A 25,871-nucleotide genomic window follows, 5' to 3' on the forward strand; every position below is an offset into this window, starting at 1 on the left:
CTACGAGAGACGGTCAGGTCAAATCGGACCGATGCGAACGCACAGGGATCACGGCCGTCGCGGTGTCGGACCGTGTGAACCGGCACCGCCCGTGGCGGATCGGCCGGCAGGCCGCGTCAGGTCTTCGGGGCCAGGCGCTCCTTCCGCCCGACGTGCCGGGCGATGAGGGCGTGCAGCGAGGCGCCGAGGTCGTAGGACCAGTACATGTGGGCCGCGAGCGTCGTGATCACGAAGAGCGCGGCCCCGGCCGCACAGGCCGGCAGCAGCAGCAGGAACGTCAGCACCATCCCGACGGCGGTCCGCTCGGCCAGAGAGGCCTGCGGCCAGGGATCGATCGGCAGGGAGAAGCGTCGTCCGGTGCGCATGGCTGCGACCCTCGATGGTTCGGCATGACGCGGTACAGGCAGTCAACAGCTGTGGCCGTCGGACGTTGCGTCGCCGGAACGGAATTCGGCCGCCCCGTGACGATGCGGCCCGGTCCGACGACGCAACCGAGGGCGCCGATCCGTGTTGCCGGTTCGATCAGTCGACGGTGAGGTGGGTATGGCACGGGTTGCGGTCGTCACTGGGGGCACGGCCGGGATCGGGCTCGCCACGGCCCATGAATTCGCTGCGCGCGGCTGGTCGGTGGCGGTGATCGCACGGGATCCGGGTCGTCTCGCCGCGGTGGAGCGGGCGCTGGCCGCCTACGGCCAGCCGGTCCTGGCGATCGGGGCCGACGTGGCCGATTCGCAGGCCGTGGACGAGGCCGCGGAACGGGTGGAGCGCGAACTCGGCCCGATCCGCGCCTGGGTCAATAACGCCATGTCGACCGTGGTGAGCCCGGCCGATCGGATCACGCCGGACGAATACCGGCGGGTCACCGAGACGACCTATCTCAGCCAGGTCTACGGGACGCTCGCCGCCCTGCGCTTCATGAAGCGGCGCGATCGCGGCGCGATCATCCAGGTCTCGTCCGGTCTGGCGATCCGGGCGGCGCCGCTGCAGGCGCCCTATTGCGCGGCGAAGTTCGCGGTCTCGGGCTTCACCGACGCCCTGCGCTGCGAGCTGCTGCACGACCGGGTCAATGTCAGCCTCAGCGTGATCTACCTGCCGGCGGTCAACACGCCCCAGTTCAACTGGGCGCGCAACCGCACCGGGCACCGCCAATTCGCGCCGGATCCGGTCTTCGACCCGCGGCTCTGCGCCGAGGCGATCCTGTACGCGGTCGAGCATCCGCGCCGGGAGGTCTGGGTCGGGCGCTCGTCGATGGTGATGGCCGCAGCGCAGGCGCTGGCGCCGGCGCTCGCCGACCGCAAGGCTGCATCCATGTGGTCGGCGCAGCTCTCCGACGAGACCATCCCCGCCATGGCGGGCAACCTCTACGAGCCCGTGCCCGGTTCCGTCGGGATCGACGGCCGATTCTCCGACAGGACCAAGGCGAGCCGGACCGAGTTCGCCACGAGCCGCACCCGCGATCTCCTGGTCGCCGGCCTCGCCGGGCTGGCGCTCGTCGGGCTCGCCGGCACCGTCCATGCCGCCCGTTCGGCGCGCCGGCTGCCTCAGAGGACCTGACGGCTGCGTCCGAGCGCGCCGCCTGTTACACGATCCGCCTCGAGGAAGGTCCACCACGATGCCCGGCTACCTGCCCTTCGCGGGCGCCCTGAAGCTGCCCGCCTATACCTGCGACAATTGCGGCTTCTGGCAGCGGCACTTCGAGACGCCGGCCGCCTGCCCGATGTGCCTCGACGCCCGCCACGTGGTGCCGCAGGATGGCTGGCGCTTCCGCACCGCCCGCGAGGCGCAGGAGGCCTTCCCCTGTCACTGGCAGGAGCTGGAGTCGGGTGTCTGGCGCTTCTGGAACGAGCCGGTCTCCGGCATCGGGCCCTCCGCCTACCTGATCCAGACCGAGCACGGGAATATGGGCTTCGAGGGCTGCCCGGTCTTCAGCGAGGCCGCCCTCGACCAGATCGCCCGGCTCGGCGGCATGGCGGTCCTCTCGGCCTCGCACCCGCATTCCTACGGGGCGCTGCCGCAGCTCCAGGACCGGTTCGACCCGGAGCTATGCCTGCCGGCGGCCGACTTCACCTGGAGCGCCGCGCTCCAGGTGAGCTGGCCCTACGACGATTTCCTCGAGCCCCTGCCCGGCCTGGAACTGCACCGGACCGCCGGCCATTTCGACGGCCACGCGGTCCTGTACGACCGGTCGCGGAAGATCTGCTTCTGCGGCGACGCGCTGAAATTCGAACTCGACCCAGACGATTTTCGCCGCGCCACGACGATCTCGGCCCATAAGGCCTTCGTCCGCGGGGTACCGCTCACGCCGAGCGAACTGCGCCGCTACCGCGACGTGTTCGAGCGACTCGACTTCGTCCAGACCTGGACGCCGTTCGAGCCCGCGCGCAATTGCGGGCGGCCTGAGGTCTTGGCCTTGCTCGACCAGCTGATGAGCGGCCGGTCTCACGCGGCTCCGGTGCCGCTCGACGGGCTCCGGCCTCAGGGCCGGTAGAGCGGATCGTTCTCCAGGCGGATCGGCTGGCCGTGGGGCGTGGCCTCCGCGGCCCGCAGGAAGGCCGCGGTCCGCGCCGCGACGGTCTCGGGTCCGGCCACGCCGCGCTCGGCCAGGAGCGCCTCCAGAGTCGCGAGCCACGCGCCGTAATCGGCCGCCTGCTCCGGCGCGCCCGCCGGGCGGATCTCCCGCCCGAGGCGCGCGGCCCATTCCGACCACGTGAACACTCCGGCTTCCCGCAGGGCGACCACCAGGGCGAAGACCTGCGCCTCCCAGGGCGCCGCGAAGGCGTTCGGCGACGGATCGGTCACGCGGGCTCCAGATAGGGTTCGAAGGCCGCCACCGTGACGATGCCGCCCGGATCGCCGCTCTCGCCCCACAACTCCTGCGCGGTGAAGGCCACCGTGTAGAGCCATGTCGGGTTCTCGCCCGCCCCGTAGGCGTTGGTGTCAGGGAAGACGAAGACACCGTCGACGCGCACAATCCGGCCGTGCCTGCCCCGGACGTAGCGCGGCAGCCGCGTATGGCCGGTTGGGTGATCATTGCGCGCCCGGATCGCGTCGCCCACCGCGAAACGGGCCGCGGCAGCGGCGGTGCGGCTGCTCGGGAAGCCGGCCCGGAAGCACTCTTCCAGTCCCTCGCGGTGCAGGACGCGCGCGACAGGCTCGGCCGGGGCCGCGGACTTGCCGGCCTCGATCTCCGCCTGCGTCGCCAATCCGGTGGCGGTGACCTGCTTCTCCAGGGCCTTCAGCCAGATCTCGTAGTAGCTCGCCGCAAGGTACTCCGCGGGCGGCAAGGATTCCCGATTGGCGCGGCTGCCGTCGAGGTTCCACGCACCCGTGTAGCCCATGGCCATCGCCATCGCGAAGACGCGGCGCTCCCAAGGGGCGTGGAAGACCGGCTCGTCCGGCTCCGGCGTCACCGGCCCGAAGCCGTGGCAGCCGCCGAGATCCTGGGCGCCGTTCATACCGGCATCTCCACGGGCGAGGCCGGTATGCCCTTGGGCAGGCCCGTGCCGATCATGGAATCGCGGGTCACGAGGGCGGCCAGCGTCTCCTCGGAAAAGCCCTCCGTCTCCGCAGGCCGCATGGGCAGGACCATGTAGCGGGTCTCGGCCGTCGAGTCCCAGACGGTGATGCGGGTGGTTTCCGGCAGCGTCACCCCGAACTCGGCGAGAACGCCGCGCGGGTCGATCACCGCCCGGGCCCGATAGGGCGGCGCCTTGTACCAGACCGGGGGCAGGCCGAGCACCGGCCACGGGTAGCAGGAGCACAGGGTGCAGACGACGAGGTTGTGCGTCTCCGGCGTGTTCTCGACCACCACCATGTGTTCGCCGCCGCGGCCGCCGATCCCCAGTTCGGCGATGGCCGGCGTGGCGTCGGCCAGGAGCCGCGCCCGGTATGCGGGATCGGTCCAGGCCCGTGCCACGACCCGGGCGCCCGCATGTGGGCCGACCTTGGTCTCGTAGAGTTCGACCAGGGCATCGAGGGCCGCCGGGTCGACATAGCCTTTCTCGGTGAGCAGGGATTCGAGGGCGCGCACCCGGGCCTCCACCGGCGACAAGGCGCTGCCATGGTGATGATCGTGCTGATGATCGTGGTGATCATGCTCATGATCGGCGTGATCGTGGCTCATCCCGCTCTCCTGGCTGCGCGCAGTGTGCATCCCCCGAGGGGGCGGCGCCAGTCCGGCTGCGCGGATCCGATTCGTCCGTCTTGCCGGGCGCTCTGCCTAAATTCCCTGTCACGTTCGGGAGCGTTTGGCATAGGTTCAGAATTTTACCGCTACCGACGTTAGAGCGATTCCAGTAAATCGGTGTTGGAGGCGGAAAGATTCATGACTGATGCTGCTGCGGACCTGCCCGACGCCGTCGTACGTGCCCGGGATGACAGCTACGCCGCAGCCATCGGCCAGCACCTCGTCCTGCCGATCCGCGAGTATTTCCGGGTCGTCGAGCAGGAGCCGCTGCCGGCGCAGCTCGCCGCCTTGGTCACCCGGTTCGAGGTAGCGATCAAGGCGCATGGCGACACGGTGCCCTTCGACTTCCGCGGCGACATCATCAAGGCCTTGCCGGCTCTGCGCACCTTCGCGCTGTCGCTCGTCGGCGATGTGAGCCGCGCCGACGATCTGGTGCAGGAGACCTTCGTGAAGGCCTGGGCGAACCAGCAGAAGTTCCGGCCGGGCACGAACTTCACCGCTTGGCTGTTCACCATCCTGCGCAACCAGTTCTACACGGACCTGCGCAAGACGCGGCGGGAGGTGGAGGATGTGGACGGGACGCATGCGGGTCAGATGAGCAGCCCCTCCGACCAGGAAGATGCCAGCACCCTCAAGGTCGTCTGGGAACGTCTCGGCGACCTGCCCTCGGCGCAGCGGCAGGCGCTGCTGCTGGTGGGGGCGGAGGGCCACACCTACGAGGAGGCCGCCCTGAAGCTCGGCTGTCAGGTCGGGACCGTCAAGAGCCGGGTGAGCCGGGCCCGGTCGTCGCTGCTCGATACCCTCGGCGTCGTGGTCTCGGGCCAGGCACCGGCTGTCTGAGCCGGCGGCTCGGCGACATGCCGGTCTGGCTGATTGGTCTTCGGCGCTAAGGCGATCGTAAACCGTGGCCGCGTAGGCTCCCGGTGATCTCCGCGACGGGCCGCGCGCATGGACGATTCGTCTCAAGACGGCGCAAGCGCCGCGCACCGGGGGCTGGCGCACCCGGTGGTCATCGCCTTCGGTCTTTGCCTCCTCGGACTCGCTTGCTCCTGGGCCATCTGGCGGCTCGGTCTCGTCACCGAGGATTCCGCCTGGATGAGCGCGTTCCTCTGTGCCGTCGTCTTTCTCAGCTTTCTGTCGGTCTGGTTCAGAGCGCTGATCTTGAACCTGAAGGCGTTCTGGGCGCTCGTCGTCTGGATCTGGACTCTCTTCGCCCGCTGATGCCCGGTGCAGGGCGGAGCGGCGGACGTGTTCCTTTCGCCGCGCCGTCCCGTGAGCCGGTAATGGAGCCGGCGGCACGCGTCCGAACGCCCCTCACATCGGCGGCCGGCGCAGATGCCAGTCGGTCGCCCGCTGGTAGGCCTGTCCGATCCGCAGAGCCGTTGCCTCTTCGTATCCCCGGCAGACGATCTGCAGCGAGAGCGGCAGGCCGGAGCCGGTGAAGCCGTTCGGCAGAGCCAGGGCACAGAGGTCGAGCAGGTTGCCGAAGCGGGTGAAGCGCGACGGCAGGTGCGCCTCGTCGACGGCGGCGAGGGCCACGGCCGCGCTCTCGGTGGTCGGCGTCAGCAGGGCGTCGATCCCCTCGAGGGCGGCAGCGTATTGCTCTTTCATCGCGGCCCGCCGGTGAAGCGTGCCGAGGTACGCCTGGGCCGAGACCGTCGCGCCGGCCAGGATCCGCCCCCGCACGGCGTCGCCGAGTTGCGCGGACGGGTCCTCCGCCAGGCTCCCATTGACGAAGTAGGCCTCCGCGTTGGTGATCTCGGTCAGCGCCATGCAGTCGCTGAACCGGAACGGCAGTTCGACATCCACGATCTCCGCCCCCTGCCCGGCCAGGAGGTCCAGGGCCGCGTCGTAGGCGGCCAGCATGTCGGGGGCGACCCCGTCCCGTTCCGAGGCCGGCATCCGGCCGAGGCGCAGACCGCGGACGCCGCGGTTGAGCGTGGACCAGGGGGCCTCCGGCTGGATCCCGCGGGTGGTCGGATCGCGGGGATCGGGGCCGGAGATCGCCTCGTAGAGAAGCGCGGCATCCTCCACGGTGCGGGCCAGCGGTCCGGGCGTATCGAGGGTCATAGACAGCGGCACGATCCCCCAGGTCGAGACGCGCCCGACCGTCACCTTGAGCCCCGTCAGCCCGCAGAAGGCGGCCGGCAGGCGCACCGATCCGCCGGTGTCGGTGCCGATGCCCCAGGGGGCCATCCGGGCCGCCACCGAAACGCCGGTGCCGCTGCTCGAGCCGCCGGGGGTGCGCGGCGTCTCGGTGTCCCAGGGATTCCACGGTGTGCCGAGATGCTGGTTCGTGCCCCAGCCGCCATAGGCGAACTCCACCGTGTGGGTCTTGCCGAGCACGATCATGCCCTGGCCGATGAGGCGCTTGGCGATCGTCGCGGTGCGCTCCGCCCGCCGGGCCCGGTGGGCGGCCGAGCCGCCCATGGTGATCCGGCCCTCCAGGTCGATCAGGTCCTTGAGCACGACGGGGACGCCATGGAGCGGCCCCACGGCATGGCCCGACCGGATCGCCCGGTCGGCGCCCTCGGCGGCGAGTCGGGCATCGGCGGCGAAGACCTCCGTGAAGGCCTGGAGCTTGGGCTCCAGTCGGTCGATCCGCCCGAGAAGGGCATCGACGGCCTCGACCGGCGAGAGCGTCCGCCCCTGGATCGCCCGGGCGAGTTCGGCCGCGGAGGCGTGTACGGGATCGATGTCGGACATGGGTTCTACTGCACGCTGACGAGGGTGAGATCGACGAACCAGGATTGCGGCGAGACGAAACCGTGGATCTTCTTGGACATCCCGCGGGGATTGAGGTCGTGGACGACGAACAGCCAGGGCGGGTTGTCCACCAGGCGCTCGTGGGCGGTCTTGGTCTGCGCGTCGATCACCTTGGCGTCGGTGGTCTCGGCAAGCGCCTTCAGGGCCGTGTCGAACGGGTCATCCTTCCAGTTGGGGAAGTTGAAGCCGTTGGGCGGGAACCGGTCGCCCGCGAAGTAGCGGGCCATGACGGCGGGATCCGACGAGGGCGAGGAGACATTGAGCGCCATCGCCCCCTGAAGGTTCGGCGCGTCGGGGAGCGCCCGGGCGGCGTTCAGCAGCACCTGCCATTCGACGACGTTGAAGGTCAGATCGACGTTGCAGGCCTGCTTCAGGTTCTCCTGCAGGTACTCGTTCATCGGCATCGGCAGCATCTGCCCCGAGCCGGAGGAGGAGATCATCACCTTGAGGCTGAGCGGCTTCTTGTCGGTGAAGCCGGCCTCGGCCAGCAGCGCCTTCCCCTTGGCGGCGTCGAAGGTGTAGCGGTTCTTCGGGTTGCCGAAATTCGGGTCCTTGTCGTTCAGCCACCCCGTCGCCGGCTCGGCGGTCCCGTTGAGGAGTTCGACGATGCCCGCCCGGTCGATGCAGTAGTTCAGGCCCTGCCGGACGCGCACATCCTTCAGCGGGCTGTCCTTGGCGCCGATGTTGAAGAGGTAGGGCCAGACATGCGGGTATGAGCCCGTGGTGATCGTGAAGCCCGCCTGTTTCAGCGACGGGATCGCGTCGGGCGCCGGTACCTCGATCCAGTCGACCTGGCCGGCCCGCAGGGCCGCGACCCGGGCATTCGCCTCCGGGATCGGCAGCAGCCGGACCTTGTCGACCTTGGCCATCCGGTCCGGGTCCCAGTAGCCGTCGAACTTGGCGAGATCGACCGCCTCCCGCGGGGCCACGCGGGTGATCCTGAACGGGCCCGTGCCGGCTGCCGGCAGCGCCGCGACCTTGCTCCAGTCGCGCCCCGCCTTCTCGAAGGAGGTGGGCGAGGTGAAGAGCATGTAGACCACCATGTAGGGGAAGTACGAGGCGACCTGCGTGGTGGTGATCTGCACGGTCGAATCGTCGATCTTCCTGTAGCTCCCGACGAGCGGCGCCCGCGCCCGTGTGATGCCGGCGCCCTGGGCCTCGAATTGCGGGCTGTCGTTCTTGAAGTAGCGGTCGAGATTCCAGATCACCGCGTCGGCGTTGAACGGCGTCCCGTCATGGAACTTCACGCCCTGGCGCAGGTGGAAGGTCCAGACCGCCTTGTCGTTCGGATCCTGCTCCCAGCGCTCGGCCAAAGCCGGGATGAGCCCGGCGAGCTTGGTGGTGCTCTTGAGATCCCACTGCACCAGCCCCTCGAAGATCGGGTAGCCGAGGAAGCGCATCCCCTCGAAGCCGTTGTTGGGCATGCCCGTCGTGGTGGGGATGTCGCTCGCCGTCATGGCGATGCGCAGGACGCTCTCGGCGCTGGCCGATCCCGTCAGGGCCACGGAACCCGCCAGGGCGGCGGCAATCAGGCGGCGAAATGTCATCCGGATCCCAATCGTCGTAGTTGCGGCGCGCCAAGCGCAATTCCCGCGCCACGCTCAAGTTTAGGTCCTGCGTTCGGCGAACAGAAGATGCCGGACTTCGCCTCTTGCGCGTGGCGTCAGCCGCGTCACGATAATAAAAAATGCGATTCGCCGGCCAACTCGGCGGCACCGCGAGGGAGACACCCGTGACCGACGAGACGCCGCGCGCCATCAACGGGGCCGAGAGCTTGGTCCGGACCCTTGTCGAGGGCGGGGTCGAGGTGTGCTTCACCAATCCCGGCACGTCCGAGATGCATTTCGTCGCCGCCCTCGACCGGGTCGAGGGGATGCGCTGCGTCCTGTTCCTGTTCGAGGGCGGGGCGACGGGTGCCGCCGACGGCTACGCCCGCATGGCCGACAAGCCGGCCTCGACCCTGCTCCATCTCGGGCCGGGCCTCGCCAACGGATTGGCCAATCTCCACAACGCCAAGAAGGCACGCACCCCCGTCGTCAACATCGTCGGCGAGCACGCGACCTACCATCGGGAATACAACGCGCCGCTCACCTCCGACATCGAGGGGCTGGCCCATCCGATGTCGTCCTGGGTGCGGACCGGGATGAGCGCGACCGAGATCGGCTCCGACGGCGCCGCCGCCATCGCGGCCGCCCGTACCGCCCCGGGTCAGGTCGCGACGCTGATCCTGCCGGCCAACACCGCCTGGGATCCCGGCACCGGACCCGCGCCCGTGCCGCCGATCCCCGAGCGTGCGCGGGCGAGCGACGACGCGATCGCGGCGGCCGTGGAGGCGCTCCGGAGCGGCGAGCCGGTGCTCCTGCATCTCGGCGACCGGGCAGTCCGGAACGAGGGCCGGGTGATCGCCGACCGGATCGCCCGCAAGACCGGCGCGCAGCTGATGGCCATGACGTCGAATGCCCGGATCGACCGCGGCGCCGGCACCGTGCCGATCGAGCGCCTGCCCTACCCGATCGACCAGGGCATCGCGGCCCTGAAGGACTTCCGCCACATCATCCTGATCGGCGCGACCCCGCCGGTGGGCTTCTTCGCCTACCCGGGCAAGCCGAGCCTGCTGGCGCCGGAGGGCAGCACCACGATCACGCTGGCGACGCCCGAGGAGGACCAGATCGACGCCCTCGAGCGGCTCGCCGAGGCCGTCGCGGCCCCGCCCGCCGAACCGGTCGCCGTCGGCCCGCGGCCGAAGCTCCCGACCTCAGGTCCGCTGGACCAGGACACGATCGGGCAGGTGCTCGGCGCGCTGATCCCCGAGGGCGCGGTGATCTGCGACGAGTCGATCACGACGGGGCGCAACTTCTTCGCCCTGACCCGGGATGCCGCGCCCCATACCTGGCTCCAGCTCAGCGGCGGGTCGATCGGCCTCGGCATCCCGATGGCGACCGGCGCGGCCGTGGCCTGCCCCGACCGCAAGGTCATCAACCTGCAGGCGGACGGCAGCGGTCTCTACACGGTGCAGGCGCTCTGGACCCAGGCCCGCGAGCGCCTCGACGTGGTGACGCTCGTCTGGTCGAACCGCTCCTACGCGATCCTGCGGGCGGAACTCGCCAATGTCGGCGCGCTCAATCCCGGCCCGAAGGCGCTCGGCATGCTGAGCCTCGACGATCCGGCGGTGGATTGGGTGAGCCTCGCCCGAGGATTCGGGGTCGCGGGGCGGCGGGTCGAGACCCTGCCCGACTTCATCGCGGCGTTCGAGCACGCGCTGGCCAATCCGGGTCCGCACCTCATCGAAGTGGCTCTGTGAGCGGCGCGACCTATCCCCTCCCCGGCCTCGACGCGCCGGTGGAGATCCGCCTCGACCGCTGGGGGCTGGCGCATATCCGCGCCGGCACGGCGCTCGACGCCTTCCGGGCGCAGGGGTTCAACGCGGCCCGGGACCGGCTCTGGCAGCTCGACCTCTGGCGCAAGCGCGGCCTCGGCCTGCTGGCGGCGGATTTCGGGCCCGGCTACCTCGCCCAGGATCGCGCGGCCCGGCTGTTCCTCTACCGCGGCGACATGGCGGCCGAGTGGGCGGCCTACGGGCCGCAGGACACGCGGGCCATCGTCACGGCGTTCGTGGCGGGGATCAACGCCTACGTGGCCCTGACCGAGGCGCGTCCCGAGCTGCGCCCGCCGGAATTCGCCGTGACGGACACGCGCCCGGCCCTGTGGCAGCCGGAGGACGTGGTGCGCATCCGCAGCCACGGGCTGATCCGCAACGTCCTGTCCGAGGTCGCCCGCGCACGGGTGCTCGCCCGTGCGGAGAGCCGGGCGGACGGGCTCGACGCGGACGACCTGCGCAAGCGGATCAGCCCGCCCCACGAACCCATCGTCCCGGACGGTTTCGACGCCGTCGACTGGCCGGACGATCTCCTCGACGACTTCCGGCTGGCCACGGCGACGTCGGGGTTCAGCCCGGACCGGCTGGCGGCGACCCGCGCGGAGGCCTGGGACTGGTCCAAAGTCGACGCGCACGGAGCCGTCACGCGCGGCCCCCGCAGCGCGCCGAAGGAGCCGGCCGAGGGCTCGAACAACTGGGCGGTGGCGCCGTCCCGCACCGCCACCGGACGGCCGATCCTGGCGAGCGATCCGCACCGGGTCTACCTGCAGCCCTCGCTGCGCTACGCCGTGCACCTGACCGCCCCGGGGCTCGACGTGATCGGGGCCGGCGAGCCGGCCCTGCCCGGCATCTCCATCGGCCATAACGGCCAGGCCGCCTTCAGCCTCACCATCGCGCCGATGGACCAGGAGGATCTCTTCGTCTGCGAGACCGACCCGGCCGATCCCGACCGCTACCGCTCCGGCGACGGTTGGGCGGCGATCACGCGCATCACGGAGCGGATCCCGGTGCGCGGCGGACCGGACGAGACCCTCATCCTCGGCTTCACCCGGCACGGGCCTGTGCTTCGCGAGGACCGCGGCCGCGCCTTCGCGCTGCGGACCGTCTGGTCGGAGCCCGGCGCTGCCGCCTATCTCGGCAGCCTCGCCTATCTCGGCGCCACGACGCCCGAGGCCTTCGGCGAGGCCCTGCGCCATTGGTCGGCGCCCTCGGTGAACCAGCTCTACGCCGACACCGCGGGGCACATCGCGTGGTTCATGGCCGGCAAGGCGCCGGTCCGCCCCGGCCATGACGGATTGCTGCCGGTGCCGGGCGACGGCCGCTACGATTGGGCCGGCTTCCACGATCCCGGCGCCCTGCCCCGGAGCGTCGATCCGGCCTCGGGCTGGCTCGCCACCGCCAACGAGATGAACCTGCCGCCGGACTACCCCGCGGAGGATCGGAAGGTCGGGTTCGAATGGGCCGAGCCCTGGCGCGCCGGCCGTATCCGGACGGTGCTCGGCGGGCCGGACCGGCACAGCCTCGCCGACTCGCAGGCGCTCCAGGGGGATGTCGTCTCCGAGCCGGCCCGGCGGCTGGCCGATCTGGTGCGGGCCCTGCCGGCGGCGGGCGATCCCGATGTCGCCGCGGCCCAGGCCGTGCTGGCGTCGTTCGACGGCGCGCTGCACCACGGCTCCGCGGCGGCGGCCCTGATCGAGGTGGTCTGGGTCCGGCACCTTCGCCCGGCCCTGCTCGCGGCGCTGGTGCCCGATCCGGGGACGCGGCGCCTGCTGCCGCCCGGCGACACGCAGAGCCTGATCGAGCGGCTGGAGACCGGTCTCGACCCGGCGGCGTGCGCGGCGCTGCTCACCGACGCCCTCGCCGCCGCCTACCGCACCTGCCGGGAGCGGATGGGCGCCGACCCCGCGGGCTGGTCCTGGGGCCGCCTGCACCACGCGCTGTTCGCGCATCCGCTGACCGCCCTGAGGCCCGATTCCCGCTGGGATATCGGTCCGCTCCCCGTGGGCGGAGCCGCGGCATCGGTCATGCACGCGGAGTACCGGACCGACACGTTCCGGCTCACCCACGGCGCCTCGTTCCGCATGGTCGTGGATGTGGGGGACTGGGACCGTTCGGTCTTCATCAACGTGCCGGGCCAGTCGGGGGACCCGGCAAGCCCGCACTACGCCGATCTGGCCCCGGTCTGGGGGCGCCAGGACTATGTGCCGATGCTCTACGGCCGCGCCGCCGTGGACGCGGCCACCGAGACGGTGATCACGCTGACCCCGAGCCCCGCCTGACCCGGCGGCCGGGACGGATTGGGACAGGACCTTGAAGATCTTCATCGCGGGTCTCGCCACAGAGACCAACACCTTCGCGCCCTTGCCCACCGGACAAGCGGCGTTTCACGCCGACTACGCCCGCCGCGACGGCAGCCGGAACCCGCCGAGCCTGAGCAATATCGGCCTCAAGGCCTGGCGCGCGATGGCCGAGGCGGACGGGCATGCGGTGGTCGAGAGCCTCTCGACCTTCGCGCAGCCCGGCGGCATCACCCTGCGGGCCGTCTACGAGGCGCTGCGCGACACCCTGCTGGAGGACCTGAAGGCGGCGATGCCGGTGGACGCGGTGCTGCTGTTCATGCACGGCGCCATGGTGGCGGAGGGCTATGACGACTGCGAGGGCGACATCCTGGAGCGGGTCCGCGCCATCGTCGGGCCGGACGCCACGATCGGCGTCGAGCTCGACCTCCACTGCCATCTCACAGAGACGATGCGGACCAACGCCGACGTCATCGTGATCTACAAGGAATACCCGCACACCGACATCGTCGACCGCGCCCGCGACCTGTATCCGTTGGTCGTCAAGACGGTGTCGAAGGACATCCGGCCGGTGATGGCGTACGCCGACTGCCGGATCGTCAACATGTGGCGCACCAGCCGCGAGCCGGTCGCGGGCTTCGTGCGCCGGATGGAGTCCCTTGAGGGGCGCGACGGCATCCTGTCGGTCTCCTTCGGGCACGGCTTCCCCTGGGGCGACGTGGCGGATGTCGGTGCCAAGATACTGGTCGTCGCCGACGGTGATGCCGGCAAGGCGCAGGCGCTGGCCGATGAGCTGGCCGGCGCGGTCTGGGCGATGCGGGAAGAGGCCGCGAGCCGCTGCGATACGATCGACGCGGCCATCGATTTCGCCCTCGCCTCCGCCGACCCGCGCCCGATGGTCCTCGCCGACTTCGCCGACAATGCCGGCGCGGGCGCGCCTTCGGACAACACCGCGATCCTCGCCCGCCTCGCAGAGCGGGGCGTCAAGGACGTGGCCCTCGGCCTGATCTGGGATCCCGGGGCAGTCGGCATCTGCCACGAGGCCGGGCTCGGGGCGTCTTTCACGCTGCGGATCGGCGGCAAGTGCGGCGTGACCTCCGGGAACCCGGTGGACCTGCGCGTCACGGTGCGCGGCCTGTCCGACAACCACAGCCAGACCGGCCTCAGCGGCGGCCACGCCCATCTCGGCCCCGCGGCCTGGGTGGAGGCGGACGGGATCCACGTGGTGCTGACCCACAAGCGCCAGCAGGCCTTCGCGCCCGACGCGTTCACGGGTCTCGGCCTCACCCTCGACGACAAGCGGATGGTCGTGGTGAAGTCGATGCAGCATTTCTACGCCGCCTTCGCGCCGATCGCGAGCGAGGTCCGCTACGTCGCGGCGCCCGGAGCCGTTCCGCCGGATTACGGCGCGATCCCCTACACCAAGCGGTCGGGCCACTACTGGCCGCGGGTCGCCGATCCGTTCGCCGAGGAGAAAGCCCGATGATTCCGGATCTGCGCTTCGACGCTCAGGACATCCTCGCGACCTTGCAGCCCTGGGTCCTGTGCGAGAGTCCCACCCACGACGCGGCGGCGGTCAATCGGATGATGAGCGTCGCCGCCCGCGATCTCGCGCTCCTCGGGGCGACCGTCGAGACGATCCCGGGCCGCATGGGCCTGAGCGACTGCGTCCGCGCGCGGTTCCCGCACCGGGACCGCGACCGGCCCGGCATTCTGGTGCTCGGCCATCTCGACACGGTGCATCCGGTCGGCACCCTCGGAAGCCTGCCCTGGCGGATCGACGGCGATCGCGCCTACGGCCCGGGCATCCTCGACATGAAGGGGGGCAACGTCATCGCCCTGGCGGCGATCCGCGCCCTGGCTGCGGCCGGGATCGAGACGCCGCTGCCGGTGACCGTCCTGTTCACCGGCGACGAGGAGGTCGGCAGCCCCTCGACCCGCGACCTGATCGAGGCTGAAGCGGCCCGCCACGCCGTCGTGCTGGTGCCCGAACCCGGCCAGCCCGACAACGGCGTGGTCACCGGGCGCTACGCCATCGCGCGCTTCGACCTCGAGGCCCTGGGCCGTCCGAGCCATGCCGGCGCCTCGCCCCACGAGGGGCGCTCGGCGATCCGCGCGATGGCGCGCAAGATCCTCGCGATCGATGGGCTCTCGGATGCCGACTGCACCGTCTCCACCGGGATCGTGTCGGGCGGGCAGTGGGTGAACTGCGTCCCGACCGTCTGCCGCGGGCAGGCGCTCAGCATGGCCAAGCGCCAGGCCGACCTCGACCGCGGCGTCGAGCGGATGCTGGCGCTGTCAGGGGAGGAGGACGGCGTCCGCTTCACCGTGACCCGGGGCGTGACCCGGCCGGTCTGGGAGCCGGATGCGGGCTGCATGGCGCTCTACGAGCAGGCGCGTGCCTTGAGCGAGGCGCTCGGCCAGCCCCTGCCCCATCGCAGTGCCGGCGGCGGCTCGGACGGCAACTTCACCGGCGCCAACGGTATCCCGACCCTCGACGGGCTCGGGCCGCTGGGCCAAGGCTACCACACCCTGGAGGAGCACGTGTTGATCGAGACCTTGCCGCAGCGGGCGCGGCTGTTCGCAGCCCTGCTGGCAAACCTCGGAGCCGCCGGCCGGGCCTGAGCCCGGCCGGCGTGATGTCAGGCGCGGACCCGGCCGAGGGTCGCGATCGCGACGGCACCCCGGCAGGTCTCCCGCCGTGCCGCCGCGGACGAAGCTCGCCAGGGCGAGGAGCGGACCTGACGGCGCGGCCGGCAGACCGGTCAGGGGCTTCACACGCACCCGCCTGTGGCGATCCGCGACCCGTCGCGACTCCTGCAGCCGATCGTCGGACCGGCAGGCCTGCCACTTTTCGGGTCCGGACAGGGGCGGCCCGGCGTCAGACCGGGTCGACCGGCATCTCCGGCACGCCTCCGGCCTCGATCGCCGCGCCGGCCGCGAGGCATAGGTCTTCCCGGAAGCGGGCGGCGACCAGTTGCACCCCGACAGGGGTCCGTCCGACGAGGCCGGTCGTCACGGTGAGCGCCGGGACCCCGATCGGTGCCAGTCCCACCTGCAGCAGGTTCGCCTCGAAGGCCCGGGCGACACCGGCATCCCCGGTGCGGTCGAGCCCGTCGGGGAAGGGCAGCTCGCCCGAGACCGGGACCAAGAGCACAGGGTTCTCGGCAAGGAACAGCGACCATTCCCGCGCCAGCGTCGCGCGCCGGGTAAGCGCCCGGGCGATGGCGTCGGGCGCCATCGCCTCGGCCCGCGACCGGAAGCTCTCCAGGAGCCCGATGGCCGCCGGATCCCCTTCCCGCTCCGCCGCAGCCCGGACCGCCGCGTAGCCGTCACCGAGCCAGAGCTGGAGCTGGAGTTCGCTGGCTTCCCGGATCGGCGGGGTGTCGGCGATCTCCGTGACCGTCCATCCGGCCTCGGCCAGGCGGCGCGCGGCCTCGCGCAGGGCGGCTTCGACCTCCGGGGCAGTGGCGAGGCCCCCAGGCCGCACGCACAGGGCGACCTGGCGTGGCACGGACGGCCCTTCCAGCGGCGCCGGCACCCACCATGGATCGCGCGGATCCGGGGCCGCCATGACTTCGAGGCCGAGGCGAAGATCCGCGATGCTGCGGGCGAGCGGCCCCGAGACCGCCATGAGTTGGGGACCGATCCCGCGCTCGGGCGAGGACGGATTCCAGGCGGGGATCCGGCCCAGGCTCGGACGCAGCCCGTGCACGCCGCAGGCATAGGCTGGATAGCGCACCGATCCGGCAATGTCGGTGCCGTGGGCGATCGCGCCGATCCCGGCCGCCACAGCCGCGCCCGCGCCTCCGGACGAGCCGCCGGGCGTCAGAGCCGGATCGCGCGGATTCTTGGTGTCGCCGTGGAGCTGGTTGGTGGTGAACCAGCGCAGCGAGAAGGCGGGCGTGTTGGTCCGACCGAGCAGCACCGCGCCGGCCCGGCGAAAATTGGCGACCACGGGATTGTCGTCCGTCGCCACGAGGTCGCGCTGGAGACGCAGCCCGTTCGTCGTCGCGAAGCCCTGCTGGTCGGCGTTGACCTTGATGGTGACCGGGACACCCGCGAGCGGGCCGGGCGCCTCACCCCGAGCCCGGGCGGCGTCCACCGTGTCGGCCTGCGCCAGCACATCCTCCGGGCGGTGCTCGACCACGGCGTTGATCCGCCCATTGACCGTCTCGAGCCGGTCGAGGGCGTCCCGCGCGACCTCCCGGGCCGAAACTTGGCCGGTGCGGATCAGGGCCGCGAGGTCGGTCGCCGTCAGACGCCAGAGCTGCATGGGGGTTCCTTTCGCGCGCCCGGACGGGCGGGGTCCATCCTACGATTCGCACCGCCCGAGCGGCTCCCGGCCGGCCCGCGCAGCATATTCAATATGCAAGCCGACGGCCGCTTTTTTCCGCTTCCGTGGATCGCCAACGCCGGCAAGGCTTTGCCGCAATGCAGCAGAAAAGACCTAAGCATTCCGACGTAGGCGGCTCTTGCTACCTTTGGAACGACTGATAACCTCCCCCCGTTCGCGCGTTCGACCGGCCAATTCAGCGAGAAGGAACGACTTTCTTAGACGAGGGCAGGCAACCTCCAGCAGAAGGCAGGCTTCCATGGCAGAGGTGATTCGCGTCAGGCCGACACACGACGGCACCTACACTGTGTATCGCGGGACACTCGCGTTGATCTGCGGTCTTACCCGCCTCCAGGCCGAGCGCTACGAAGCGAGCCTCAGCCGACAGCAGCGCACCGACTTAACAGTCGTCGGCATCTGACCCGCATCCCGATCCCGGGCCGGCGCCCCCCTCACGGGCCGGCCGGCCCGGCTCGTCAGGCGAGGTTTGACGCGTCGAGGTCCGACCCGTCGAGGTCCGACCCGTCGAGGTCCAGGGCGCCGAGATCGCTGATGGCGCCTGACGCATCGAGGCCCCGTCGCCGGGCCGTGACCGAGACCCTCTGGTCCGACCGGTCGATCTCGAACAGCAGGTAGGAGGCCCGGCGCGACGCCATCGCCCCGTGTCCGTGCGGGCGCGCCGATGCGGAGGGGGCACCCACCACCGGGACGGCCCGGCCGTCCGGCCCCGGGATCCGGGCGGCGCTGGTGACGTGATTGTGACCGTGCAGGATCAGGTCCGCCCCGGCCCGTGCGATCATCGCGGTGAACGCTGCGGCATCCTTCAGCTCGCGGCCGGGCGAGGCGCCCCCGGGCTGCGGCGGATGGTGAATCATCACCACGCGGAACGGGCGGCCCGGCTCCGTGGCCAGGGCGCGGAGCAGGGCTTCGGCCGCGGCCAGCTGCGGCGCACCGAGGCGGCCCGTCGCCACGAAGGGTTTGGTCGGGATCGCGCTGGACAGGCCGACCAGCGCCAGGGGCCCACGCCGCCGCAGATAGGGAAAGCGGCCCCACGAGCCGGAATCGTCGCCCGTGTAGCGGCCGCAGGCGGCGAGCAGGCCTTCGAGGGAGCCGCGGACATAGGCATCGTGGTTGCCCGGCACGAAGCTGACCGCTTCGGGCGAGCCCAGTGCCTCCAGGAAGGTGCGGGCCGTCTCCCATTCGCTCGGCAAGCCGATGTTGCACAGGTCGCCCGTACAGGCGATGTGTCCGGCGCCCTGCGCCTTCAGATCGGTGACCAGCGCCTCCAGCACGGTCATGTCGTGGCTGCGCGAGCGCCCGCGCCGCCAATTGGCGTAGCCGGTGGCGCGCTTGCCGATGAGCTGGTGGAGACGCACCCGGCCGAGGGGGCCGACATGCGGATCGCTGAGATGGGCGAGGCGGAAGGTCAACGCCGGTGGTCACCCTCGACACGGGGACGGAAGGCGCCCCGCATCGCGGGCGCGGCGCCTCGCGTCAAGCGCTTCCGATCAGCATCCCGACCACCAGCACCAGCGCTCCGCCGAGCATGACCTGCAGGGCCGCGCGCCAGAAGGGCGTCGCCATGAAGCGCGTGCGGATCGCCGCGATGACCGCGAGTTCCACCACCACGACCAGGACGGCGAGGCTCGTGGCGAGCACGAACGGGTTCGGCCAGCCGGGCGGGAGCGTGTCGGGAATCGCGTAGGGCAGCGTGTGGCCGAGGCCGCCCAGCGTGGTCATGGCCCCGCAGACCAGGCCGCGCAGCCAGGGGTCGCCGCGGCCCGTGACCTGGCCGTCGTCCGAGAGCGCCTCGGTGAAGCCCATGCTGATGCCGGCCCCGACCGACGCCGCGAGCCCCACCAGGAAGGTCGCGCCGTTATGTCCCGTGGCGAAAGCCGCCGCGAAGATCGGCGCGAGGGTCGAGACCGAGCCGTCGATCAGGCCCGCAAGGCCGGGCTGCACGTAGCGCAAGACGAAGGCGCGGCGCGCTTCCGCGTCCAATGCAACGGCACTTTCGAGGGCGGCGGCCATGCGAATCTCCTTGTTTGGATCAATTCCAATCTACAGTCTGGAATCAATCCAAACAAGGGTGCTTGCCGTGTTTTCGCCGCTCCGCGGGAGCATCCGCGACGCCGGCAGGCCGGTCGACACCGGTGGCTCAAACGTGTGGTTGTGGGCGGGGCCGATTGTCTCGTCTCGGGGGCGGGGGCTAGACCATGCCCGGTCGAATTCGATCCGGAACTGATCGGGCGGCCGTCCAGCCGCCCCACGCGTGACATGAACCTCGGCAAGCGTCTTATCCGCCATCCGTCCGTGCAGGGCCTCCTCGGCCGTTTCGCGGCCGGCTATCTGCGGCTCGTGCGACTCACCAACCGCTTCGAGATCCATGCGGGCGATGCGTCCCCTGGGGCCGCGGACGGCTGGATCGACGCGCGCAAGCCGCTGATCATCGGCATGTGGCACGGCCAGCACATCATGATGCCGCTCATGCGTCGCCCGGGCGACCGCGTGGCCACGATCATCTCGCGGAATCCGGATGGGAACATCAACACCATCGCGCTGGAACGCTTCGGCGTCCGTGTGATGCGGGCCTCCGGCGCCCGCGGCCGCAGCCGCGCCACCGATCTGCGCGCCAAGGGCGGAGCCGAAGGATTGCGGGCCATGCTGCGGGCCCTGAAGGGCGGCGAATCGGTGGCCTTCAGCGCCGACGTTCCCAAGGTCTCGCGCCGGTGCGATGCCGGGATCCTGACCCTGGCGCGCTTCTCCGGGCGGCCGATCGTCCCGGCGGCCGTGGTGACGAGCCGGCATCTGCGCTTCAACTCGTGGGACCGGGCCTGCCTGGGCCTGCCCTTCGGCCGCGGCGCGATCGTGCTGGGCGACCCGATCTATGTTCCGCGGGACAGCGACGGCGAGGCCTTCGAGACGCTGCGCCGCTTCGTCGAGGCCGAAATGAATCGGGTGCATGCCCGCGCCTACGCGCTCGTCGGGCGCGCCGACCGGGCGGCGCTCTACCGCGACCCGCTTCCCGAGCTCCGAGACGCGCCGGTGGGAGACCTCGCGTGAGGCGTCCCTCCGTCACCCTGCCGCTGCAGGCCTACCGGGCCGGCCTGCGCATCGGCGAGCCGGCGCTGACCGGCCTGCTCGCGTGGCGTGCGCAGCGCGGCAAGGAGGATCCGCGTCGGCTTCCGGAGCGGCGCGGTCTGCCGGGGCGGGCCCGGCCGGTCGGGCCGCTGGCCTGGATGCACGGCGCGAGCGTCGGCGAAGCCCTGTCGCTGATCGGGCTCGTCGAGGGCATGATCGCCCGCGGCTTCTCGGTGCTCGTGACCACGGGCACACGCGCGGCGGCCGAACTCGTCGGCGTGCGGCTGCCGCCCGGCGCGGTGCATCAGTACATGCCGCTCGACGCGCCCCGCTGGATTGGACGGTTCCTGGAGCATTGGCAGCCGGACCTCGCGGTCATCGCCGAATCGGAGATCTGGCCGAACACGATCCTGGCGCTGGATGAGCGCGAGATCCCGCTGATCCTGGTCAACGGCCGCATGTCGGAGCGCTCGTTCCGAGGCTGGGAGCGCTGCCCGCGCACCGCCAAGGCTCTGCTGACGCGGATCGCGATCTGCCTCGCGCAGACCCAGGAGGACGGCGAGCGCTTCGCCAAGCTCGGGGCGCCGCGGGTGAGCATCGCGGGGAATCTGAAGTTCGACGCGTCGGTGCCCCCGGCCGACGCGCAGCAGCTTGCCTATCTCGGGGCCATGATGGCCGGCCGGCCGGTTTGGGTCGCCGCGAGCACGCATGCCGGCGAGGAGACCATGGTCGCCTATGCGCACGCGATGCTGAAGGTGCAGTTCCCCCAGCTCCTGACCATCATCGCCCCGCGGCATCCGGCCCGGGGGGGCGAGGTGGTGGCGTGCGCCGACGCCGTCGGCCTGCGCAGCGCCCGGCGCTCCACCGGCGGGCGGCCTCACCCGTCCATCGAGGTCTACGTCGCGGATACGATCGGTGAGCTGGGCCTGTTCTACCGCCTGAGTCCCCTGGTGTTTCTCGGCGGTTCCCTGGTGCCGCGGGGCGGACAGAACCCGATCGAGCCGCTGCGCCTCGGCTCTGCGGTGCTGCACGGGCCCCACATCGAGAATTTCAGCGTGGTCTATCAGGCCCTCGACCGGGCCGGGGGCGCCCTGCCCGTGCGCGACGGCGTCGAACTGGCGGCGATCGCCGCGGAGCTCCTCGGCGATCGGAGCCGGCTCGCCGACATGGCCCGTGAGGGGCAGCGTGCCCTGGAGCCCTTCGAGGGGGCGGTGGCGCGCACGCTCGCCGTGCTCGATCCCTTCGTGGCGCAGATGAAGCTCCAGCGCCTCGACCGGGGTAGCCGCGCGCGACCGCTCGTGCGGGCCTGATGCGGCCCCCGGCCTTCTGGGCGGCGGGGCCGGATCACCCGGCCGCGCGCGGCCTCGCCCCCTTCGCGGCGCTCTACGGGGCATTGGTGGCCCGGCGCATGGATCGTCCCGGCGCCCCGGCCGGCTGCCCGGTCCTGTGCCTGGGTAATTTCACCCTCGGCGGTGCCGGCAAGACGCCGGCCGCCCTGGCGGTCGCGGCCCTCCTCGCCGAGCTCGGCCGCAGGCCGGCCTTCCTGTCCCGCGGCTACGGGGGCCGGAACGCGGGCCCGGTGCAGGTCGATCCCGACCGCCACGCCGCCGCGGAGGTCGGCGACGAGCCGCTGCTCCTCGCCCGCAAGGCGACCGCGATCGTCTCCCGGGACCGGCCGGCGGGCGCTGCCCTCTGCCGGCAGCTTGGCGCCGACGTCATCGTCATGGATGACGGCCTGCAGAATCCGAGCCTCGTCAAGGATCTCAGCTTCGCGGTGGTCGACGGTCCCGCCGGCCTCGGCAACGGATTGCCGTTCCCGGCGGGGCCGCTGCGCGCGCCCCTCGCCCGGCAATGGCCGCATGTCGGTGGGCTGATCGTGATCGGTGATGGCGCCGGCGGCGACGCGGTCGCCCGGGCGGCCGAGCGGCGCGGCCTGCCCGTCCACCGGGCGCGACTCGTGCGGGAGGCGGATGATCTGGCGGGCCGGCGCTGCCTCGCCTTCGCGGGCATCGGCCGACCCGAAAAGTTCTTCGCGACCCTGGCGACGGCGGGCGCGGTGATCGCCGGGACGCGTCCGTTCCCGGATCATCATCCCTACCGGCCGGGAGAACTGGCTGTCCTGGCCGAGTCGGCCCGGCGCCTCGGTGCAGACCTCGTCACCACCGAGAAGGACGCCGTGCGCCTGCCGCCGGCCTTCTCGGCAGACGTGCGCGTCCTGCGCGTCCGCCTCGTGCTCGACGACGCGGACGCCCTGCGCCGGCAGATCCGCGACGCGCTCCGCGCGCCGTGACCCTCAGGGACGGCCGGTTTCCTTGAGCCGCTGCAGAATCGCCTCGGGGGAGGCGTAGGCCTCCTGGCGGGCGGCGCTCCAGTAGCGCAGCCCGTCGAGCGGGATCGGCTCGCCGGTCACCGCGCAGCGCACGAAGCTGCCGGGCTTGACCACCCGCATGGTGCCGTCGCCGTATTCGACGACCGCTTCGCCGTTGTTCGCGCGCTCGTAACGACCCAGCACGTCCGCCTCCTGCTCGATGGCGCCTTCTACACGATCTGCACGCCCCGCGATGCCCGCGAGGTTCAGGTCAGCATCGACGGGGTTTCATCGCGCGCCAGCAGGGCCCGCGCCATCGCCGCATCGACATGCATGCGTTCGACCAGCGCGTCGGCGCTGGCGAACCGCTCCTCGCCGCGAATGTGTCCGACGAACTCCACGGCGATGTCCTGCCCGTAGAGATCGTCGGAGAAATCGAAGAGATAAGTCTCCAGCAGCGGCGCGCCGTCATCGAAGGTCGGACGGCGCCCATAGCTCGCCACGCCGTCGCGGAAGTCCCCCGACGTCAGGCGGACCCGCACCGCGTAGATGCCGTGTGCCAGCCCGCAATCGGGCAGCATCATGTTGGCGGTGGGAAAGCCGAGCTGCCGCCCGCGCTTGTCGCCGTGGCGCACCGCGCCGAGGACGAACCAGCGATAGCCGAGAAGCGCGTTGGCGCGGACGATGTCGCCGGCCGCGAGGGCGGCGCGGATCGCGCTCGACGAGACCGGCTCGGTCTCGCCGCCGAGGGCGACCGGCGCCACGATCCGGCAGCGCATCCCGGCTTCACGGCAGAGTTCGGCGAGGATCGCGGGGGTACCCTCGCGGCCGCGGCCGAAATGGAAATCGTGCCCGACGACAACGCCGGACAGGCCGAGCGCCCCTTTCAGGAAGTCGAGCACGAAGGCACGGGCGCCCGTGGCAGCCAGAGCCCCGTCGAAGCGACGCACGATCAGGCCGTCGAGGCCCAGATGCGCGAACACGATCTCCTTGGCGGCGAGGCCGGTCAGCCGGAACATCGGCGCGTCGGGCGTGAAATAGGCCCGCGGATGCGGCTCGAAGGTCAGGATCACGGCCGGTCGGCCGGCCGCACGGGCCTCGGCGCGCACGCCCTCGACGAGCACCCGATGACCGAGATGGACGCCATCGAAATTGCCGATCGCCGCCACGGCCCCGGCCAGGGCGGGTGGGACGGGCGCATCGGCGCGGCAGATCGTGAAGGGCCGCGCGGCCGTGTCGTCGCCTGGGGCCATCGGTTCGGGGTCGAATGCTCGGAAGGGTCGGATGGGATCGCCTGACATGTCCGCGAGGGGCCCGACGCGGCCGGACCCTGCCCAAAGGCGCCCGGAGGGTCAAGCGAGGCATTCCGAGGGCGCCGGGCTGCCCTCGGGGCGCGCGGCCTCGCCCCGGCCGTCCCGATTAACCGCTTCGCAATGCGCGTGCCCTATTTTCAATGCTGTGCAGCGCAGCTAAAACGCAGCGTTAGCGAAGCGTTAATCTATCCGGGAGCCGCCGCGGCTTCCCGCCGGGCAATACGGAGCAGTTGTTCGATGGCTCTCGACCTGAGCATGCCGATCCTCGTTGTCGACGATTACCAGACGATGGTCCGCATTATTCGCAATCTACTGAAGCAGCTCGGCTTCGAAGAGGTTGATGACGCGTCCGATGGGACCGAGGCGCTGGCGCGACTGAAGGGCCGCAAGTACGGGCTCGTCATCTCCGACTGGAACATGGAGCCGATGACGGGCTACGAGCTGCTGCGGCACGTGCGCGCCGACGAAAATCTTCGGACGACGCCGTTCATCATGGTGACGGCCGAATCGAAGACCGAGAACGTGATCGCGGCCAAGAAGGCCGGCGTGAACAATTACATCGTCAAGCCCTTCAACGCGGCCACGCTGAAGTCGAAGATCGAGGCGGTCTGCGGAAGCTGACCGGCTCCCCTTCTTCGTCCCCTCGCCGTCCGGGCGGTTCGCTCCTGCGCCGCCGGGCGCCGAGACGTGGCGTGGCCGGTCAGGACGGCCACAGATCCGAGGAGAAGAGCATGTCGTCAGCCGCCTCACGGCAGGCCGATCTGCGGTTTCGTGAACCGCAGACCGTGATCGCCGAGCTGATCGAGATCGCGGATTACATCGCCCATCTCCGTGAGGAGATCGGGGCGCTGCGCGCGAACGAGATGAGCCGTGACCGCATCCCCATGGCGCACGAGGAACTCGGCAGCGTTGTCGCGGCGACGGCAGGCGCCACCAACACGATCATGGAGGCCGCCGAGGCGATGCTCGGCCTGCCCGACGGACCGGGTTACCGCGAGGCCGTCGAGGAGCGCATCAACACGATCTTCGAAGCGTGCGCGTTCCAGGACATCACCGGCCAGCGGATCGCCAAGGTGGTCGAATCGCTGCGCCTGTTCGAGCAGCGCCTGGCGCGGTTCGTGGGGGCCGTGAAGGCCCGCGACGCGTCCTCCATGGATCCCGCCGAGCGCGCCCGGCGGGCCCGGGCGGAGGATCTCTTGCTGAACGGTCCGCAGGCTGTGGACGCCACGCCCTCCCAGGACGACATCGACGCGCTGTTTGCCTGAGGCGAACCTTGCCGGCGAGGCGTCGACCGCCGACCCGATAGTCGACTCGGCGGCGGCCTGCCGGTTAGATCGCCTCCCGAACCCGCCGCCGCCCGGCGGCGCCGGAAGGAGGCCTCGGCAGGAATGACGGCGCGGTTCTGGTCCGAATTGACCACCGAAGACTTGGCGCGTCGCGATATGGGGCGGGCGATCGCGGTGCTGCCGGTGGCCGCCATCGAGCAACACGGCCCGCACCTGCCGCTCGCCACCGACACCCTCATCGCCGAGGGCTACCTCGCCCGGGTGCGCGACCACGCGCCGCCCGATCTCGACGTGCTGCTGCTGCCAGTCCAGCCGGTGGGGAAGTCGGACGAGCACGATTCCTTCCCGGGTACGCTCTCCCTGGACACCGGGACGGCGCTCGCCGCCTGGACGGGAATCGGCGCGGCCGTCCACCGCGCCGGCTGCCGAAAGCTGGTGCTCGTCACGAGTCACGGCGGCAACAGCGGGCTCATCGATCTCGTGGCGGCTGAGCTGCGCGCTCGGTTCCGCATGGTGGCGGTCACGACGTCCTGGGCGCGACTCGGCTATCCCGAGGGCCTGTTCCCCGCCGACGAGATCGCCCACGGCATCCATGCCGGCGGGATCGAGACGGCGCTGATGCTGGCCCTGCGGCCTGACCTCGTCCGGGCCGACCGGATCGCCGACTTCCCGCCGCGGACGCGGGCGATGGTCCGCGACTTCACTCACCTGCGTGCCGGCCGCCCCGCCGCCTTCGCGTGGAAGGCCGGCGACCTCCATCCTTCGGGCGCCATGGGCGATGCGCGTCTCGGAACCGCCGAGGCGGGCCGTGCGGCGCTGGACTACGGCGCCCGGGCCTTCCTCGCCCTCCTGCGCGACGTCGACGCCTTCGAACTCGACCCGGACGTGTAACCGCCGCCGCGGCAGCGCCGAAGGAGCCGGT

At 71.3% G+C, this 25,871-nt stretch carries 24 protein-coding genes and 1 pseudogene; 14 read left to right on the top strand and 11 right to left on the bottom strand.

Features of this window, described 5'->3' with window-relative positions:
• Positions 1–116: 116 nt before the first annotated feature.
• Positions 117–365: a hypothetical protein gene (locus PQI07_RS34075; protein WP_043354976.1), complete on the bottom strand. Its 249-nt coding sequence runs from the start codon at positions 363–365 to the stop codon at positions 117–119.
• Positions 366–543: 178 nt separating this feature from the next.
• Here PQI07_RS34075 and PQI07_RS34080 point away from each other — a divergent pair, with 178 nt between their 5' ends.
• Both PQI07_RS34080 and PQI07_RS34085 read left to right on the top strand, forming a co-directional pair.
• Positions 544–1,554, top strand: a complete 1,011-nt coding sequence (locus PQI07_RS34080) for an SDR family oxidoreductase (protein ID WP_274929063.1) — start codon at positions 544–546, stop codon at positions 1,552–1,554.
• A 58-nt stretch (positions 1,555–1,612) separates the two neighbouring features.
• Positions 1,613–2,488 carry an MBL fold metallo-hydrolase gene (locus PQI07_RS34085; RefSeq protein ID WP_274929064.1) on the top strand — a complete coding sequence of 292 codons (876 nt, stop codon included), beginning with the start codon at positions 1,613–1,615 and terminating at the stop codon, positions 2,486–2,488.
• On the opposite strand, the gene PQI07_RS34090 is transcribed toward PQI07_RS34085, so the two are convergent.
• Genes PQI07_RS34090 through nthA form a run of 3 tightly spaced genes read right to left on the bottom strand, consistent with a single transcriptional unit; the run spans position 2,476 to position 4,123 of the window.
• A complete protein-coding gene (locus tag PQI07_RS34090) occupies positions 2,476–2,799 on the bottom strand; it encodes a nitrile hydratase accessory protein (protein WP_043388833.1) in 324 nt (107 codons plus the stop codon). The genes PQI07_RS34085 and PQI07_RS34090 overlap by 13 nt on opposite strands.
• Complete coding sequence (gene nthB / locus PQI07_RS34095) at positions 2,796–3,455, bottom strand: nitrile hydratase subunit beta (RefSeq protein ID WP_274929065.1); 660 nt, start codon at positions 3,453–3,455, stop codon at positions 2,796–2,798. Before nthB ends, PQI07_RS34090 begins: the two co-directional genes overlap by 4 nt.
• A complete protein-coding gene (gene nthA / locus PQI07_RS34100; protein WP_053610908.1) occupies positions 3,452–4,123 on the bottom strand; it encodes a nitrile hydratase subunit alpha in 672 nt (223 codons plus the stop codon). The genes nthB and nthA overlap by 4 nt, the downstream gene beginning before the upstream one ends.
• Before the next feature lie 201 nt (positions 4,124–4,324).
• On the opposite strand from nthA, the gene PQI07_RS34105 reads away from it, so the two are divergent.
• Together PQI07_RS34105 and PQI07_RS34110 are read left to right on the top strand one after the other, a co-directional pair.
• Positions 4,325–5,026: a sigma-70 family RNA polymerase sigma factor gene (locus PQI07_RS34105; RefSeq protein ID WP_043358038.1), complete on the top strand. Its 702-nt coding sequence runs from the start codon at positions 4,325–4,327 to the stop codon at positions 5,024–5,026.
• A 108-nt stretch (positions 5,027–5,134) separates the two neighbouring features.
• Positions 5,135–5,407 carry a hypothetical protein gene (locus tag PQI07_RS34110; protein ID WP_274929066.1) on the top strand — a complete coding sequence of 91 codons (273 nt, stop codon included), beginning with the start codon at positions 5,135–5,137 and terminating at the stop codon, positions 5,405–5,407.
• 93 nt (positions 5,408–5,500) lie between these two features.
• On the opposite strand, the gene PQI07_RS34115 is transcribed toward PQI07_RS34110, so the two are convergent.
• Together PQI07_RS34115 and PQI07_RS34120 are read right to left on the bottom strand one after the other, a co-directional pair.
• Complete coding sequence (locus PQI07_RS34115) at positions 5,501–6,892, bottom strand: amidase (RefSeq protein ID WP_274929067.1); 1,392 nt, start codon at positions 6,890–6,892, stop codon at positions 5,501–5,503.
• Between the two features lie 5 nt (positions 6,893–6,897).
• A complete protein-coding gene (locus PQI07_RS34120; RefSeq protein ID WP_053610910.1) occupies positions 6,898–8,499 on the bottom strand; it encodes an ABC transporter substrate-binding protein in 1,602 nt (533 codons plus the stop codon).
• A gap of 209 nt (positions 8,500–8,708) precedes the next feature.
• Here PQI07_RS34120 and PQI07_RS34125 point away from each other — a divergent pair, with 209 nt between their 5' ends.
• The 4 genes from PQI07_RS34125 to PQI07_RS34140 are packed head-to-tail and all read left to right on the top strand — an operon-like array spanning position 8,709 to position 15,250.
• Positions 8,709–10,253 carry an acetolactate synthase large subunit gene (locus PQI07_RS34125; RefSeq protein ID WP_053610972.1) on the top strand — a complete coding sequence of 515 codons (1,545 nt, stop codon included), beginning with the start codon at positions 8,709–8,711 and terminating at the stop codon, positions 10,251–10,253.
• Positions 10,250–12,607 (top strand): penicillin acylase family protein, encoded by a 2,358-nt coding sequence (locus PQI07_RS34130; RefSeq protein ID WP_274929068.1) that lies wholly within the window; start codon positions 10,250–10,252, stop codon positions 12,605–12,607. Before PQI07_RS34125 ends, PQI07_RS34130 begins: the two co-directional genes overlap by 4 nt.
• A gap of 31 nt (positions 12,608–12,638) precedes the next feature.
• Positions 12,639–14,111 (top strand): M81 family metallopeptidase, encoded by a 1,473-nt coding sequence (locus PQI07_RS34135; RefSeq protein ID WP_274929069.1) that lies wholly within the window; start codon positions 12,639–12,641, stop codon positions 14,109–14,111.
• Positions 14,108–15,250, top strand: a complete 1,143-nt coding sequence (locus PQI07_RS34140) for a M20/M25/M40 family metallo-hydrolase (protein WP_274929070.1) — start codon at positions 14,108–14,110, stop codon at positions 15,248–15,250. Before PQI07_RS34135 ends, PQI07_RS34140 begins: the two co-directional genes overlap by 4 nt.
• A gap of 256 nt (positions 15,251–15,506) precedes the next feature.
• Here the strand turns inward: PQI07_RS34140 and PQI07_RS34145 are convergent, their stop codons facing one another.
• The 3 genes and pseudogenes from PQI07_RS34145 to PQI07_RS34155 all read right to left on the bottom strand — a co-directional run.
• Entirely contained in the window at positions 15,507–16,901 is a 1,395-nt protein-coding gene (locus PQI07_RS34145; RefSeq protein WP_043756004.1) for an amidase family protein, read from the bottom strand.
• Positions 16,902–17,437: 536 nt separating this feature from the next.
• Positions 17,438–18,391 (bottom strand): metallophosphoesterase family protein, encoded by a 954-nt coding sequence (locus PQI07_RS34150; RefSeq protein ID WP_274929071.1) that lies wholly within the window; start codon positions 18,389–18,391, stop codon positions 17,438–17,440.
• Positions 18,392–18,455: 64 nt separating this feature from the next.
• A pseudogene (locus PQI07_RS34155) lies at positions 18,456–18,959 on the bottom strand (VIT1/CCC1 transporter family protein); the annotation flags it as partial.
• A gap of 279 nt (positions 18,960–19,238) precedes the next feature.
• Here PQI07_RS34155 and PQI07_RS34160 point away from each other — a divergent pair.
• The 3 genes from PQI07_RS34160 to lpxK are packed head-to-tail and all read left to right on the top strand — an operon-like array spanning position 19,239 to position 22,332.
• Complete coding sequence (locus tag PQI07_RS34160; protein WP_053610916.1) at positions 19,239–20,024, top strand: lysophospholipid acyltransferase family protein; 786 nt, start codon at positions 19,239–19,241, stop codon at positions 20,022–20,024.
• On the top strand, positions 20,021–21,352 hold the full coding sequence (locus tag PQI07_RS34165; protein ID WP_043388803.1) for a 3-deoxy-D-manno-octulosonic acid transferase: 1,332 nt from the start codon (positions 20,021–20,023) through the stop codon (positions 21,350–21,352). Before PQI07_RS34160 ends, PQI07_RS34165 begins: the two co-directional genes overlap by 4 nt.
• Complete coding sequence (lpxK, locus tag PQI07_RS34170; protein WP_053610917.1) at positions 21,352–22,332, top strand: tetraacyldisaccharide 4'-kinase; 981 nt, start codon at positions 21,352–21,354, stop codon at positions 22,330–22,332. The genes PQI07_RS34165 and lpxK overlap by 1 nt, the downstream gene beginning before the upstream one ends.
• Before the next feature lie 3 nt (positions 22,333–22,335).
• Here the strand turns inward: lpxK and PQI07_RS34175 are convergent, their stop codons facing one another.
• Together PQI07_RS34175 and PQI07_RS34180 are read right to left on the bottom strand one after the other, a co-directional pair.
• Entirely contained in the window at positions 22,336–22,554 is a 219-nt protein-coding gene (locus PQI07_RS34175) for a DUF2093 domain-containing protein (RefSeq protein ID WP_043349698.1), read from the bottom strand.
• Positions 22,555–22,616: 62 nt separating this feature from the next.
• On the bottom strand, positions 22,617–23,603 hold the full coding sequence (locus PQI07_RS34180; RefSeq protein ID WP_043388800.1) for a bifunctional riboflavin kinase/FAD synthetase: 987 nt from the start codon (positions 23,601–23,603) through the stop codon (positions 22,617–22,619).
• Between the two features lie 297 nt (positions 23,604–23,900).
• Between PQI07_RS34180 and PQI07_RS34185 the strand changes: the two genes are divergently transcribed.
• The 3 genes from PQI07_RS34185 to PQI07_RS34195 all read left to right on the top strand — a co-directional run bounded on the left by PQI07_RS34185 (position 23,901) and on the right by PQI07_RS34195 (position 25,840).
• A complete protein-coding gene (locus PQI07_RS34185) occupies positions 23,901–24,284 on the top strand; it encodes a response regulator (RefSeq protein WP_012317888.1) in 384 nt (127 codons plus the stop codon).
• A gap of 110 nt (positions 24,285–24,394) precedes the next feature.
• A complete protein-coding gene (locus PQI07_RS34190) occupies positions 24,395–24,928 on the top strand; it encodes a protein phosphatase CheZ (protein WP_051044744.1) in 534 nt (177 codons plus the stop codon).
• A gap of 123 nt (positions 24,929–25,051) precedes the next feature.
• Positions 25,052–25,840: a creatininase family protein gene (locus PQI07_RS34195; RefSeq protein ID WP_179698334.1), complete on the top strand. Its 789-nt coding sequence runs from the start codon at positions 25,052–25,054 to the stop codon at positions 25,838–25,840.
• The last annotated feature ends 31 nt before the right edge of the window (positions 25,841–25,871 follow it).

Origin of the sequence: Methylobacterium sp. 092160098-2, from assembly GCF_028920805.1 — a bacterium.
Classification (GTDB): domain Bacteria; phylum Pseudomonadota; class Alphaproteobacteria; order Rhizobiales; family Beijerinckiaceae; genus Methylobacterium; species Methylobacterium fujisawaense.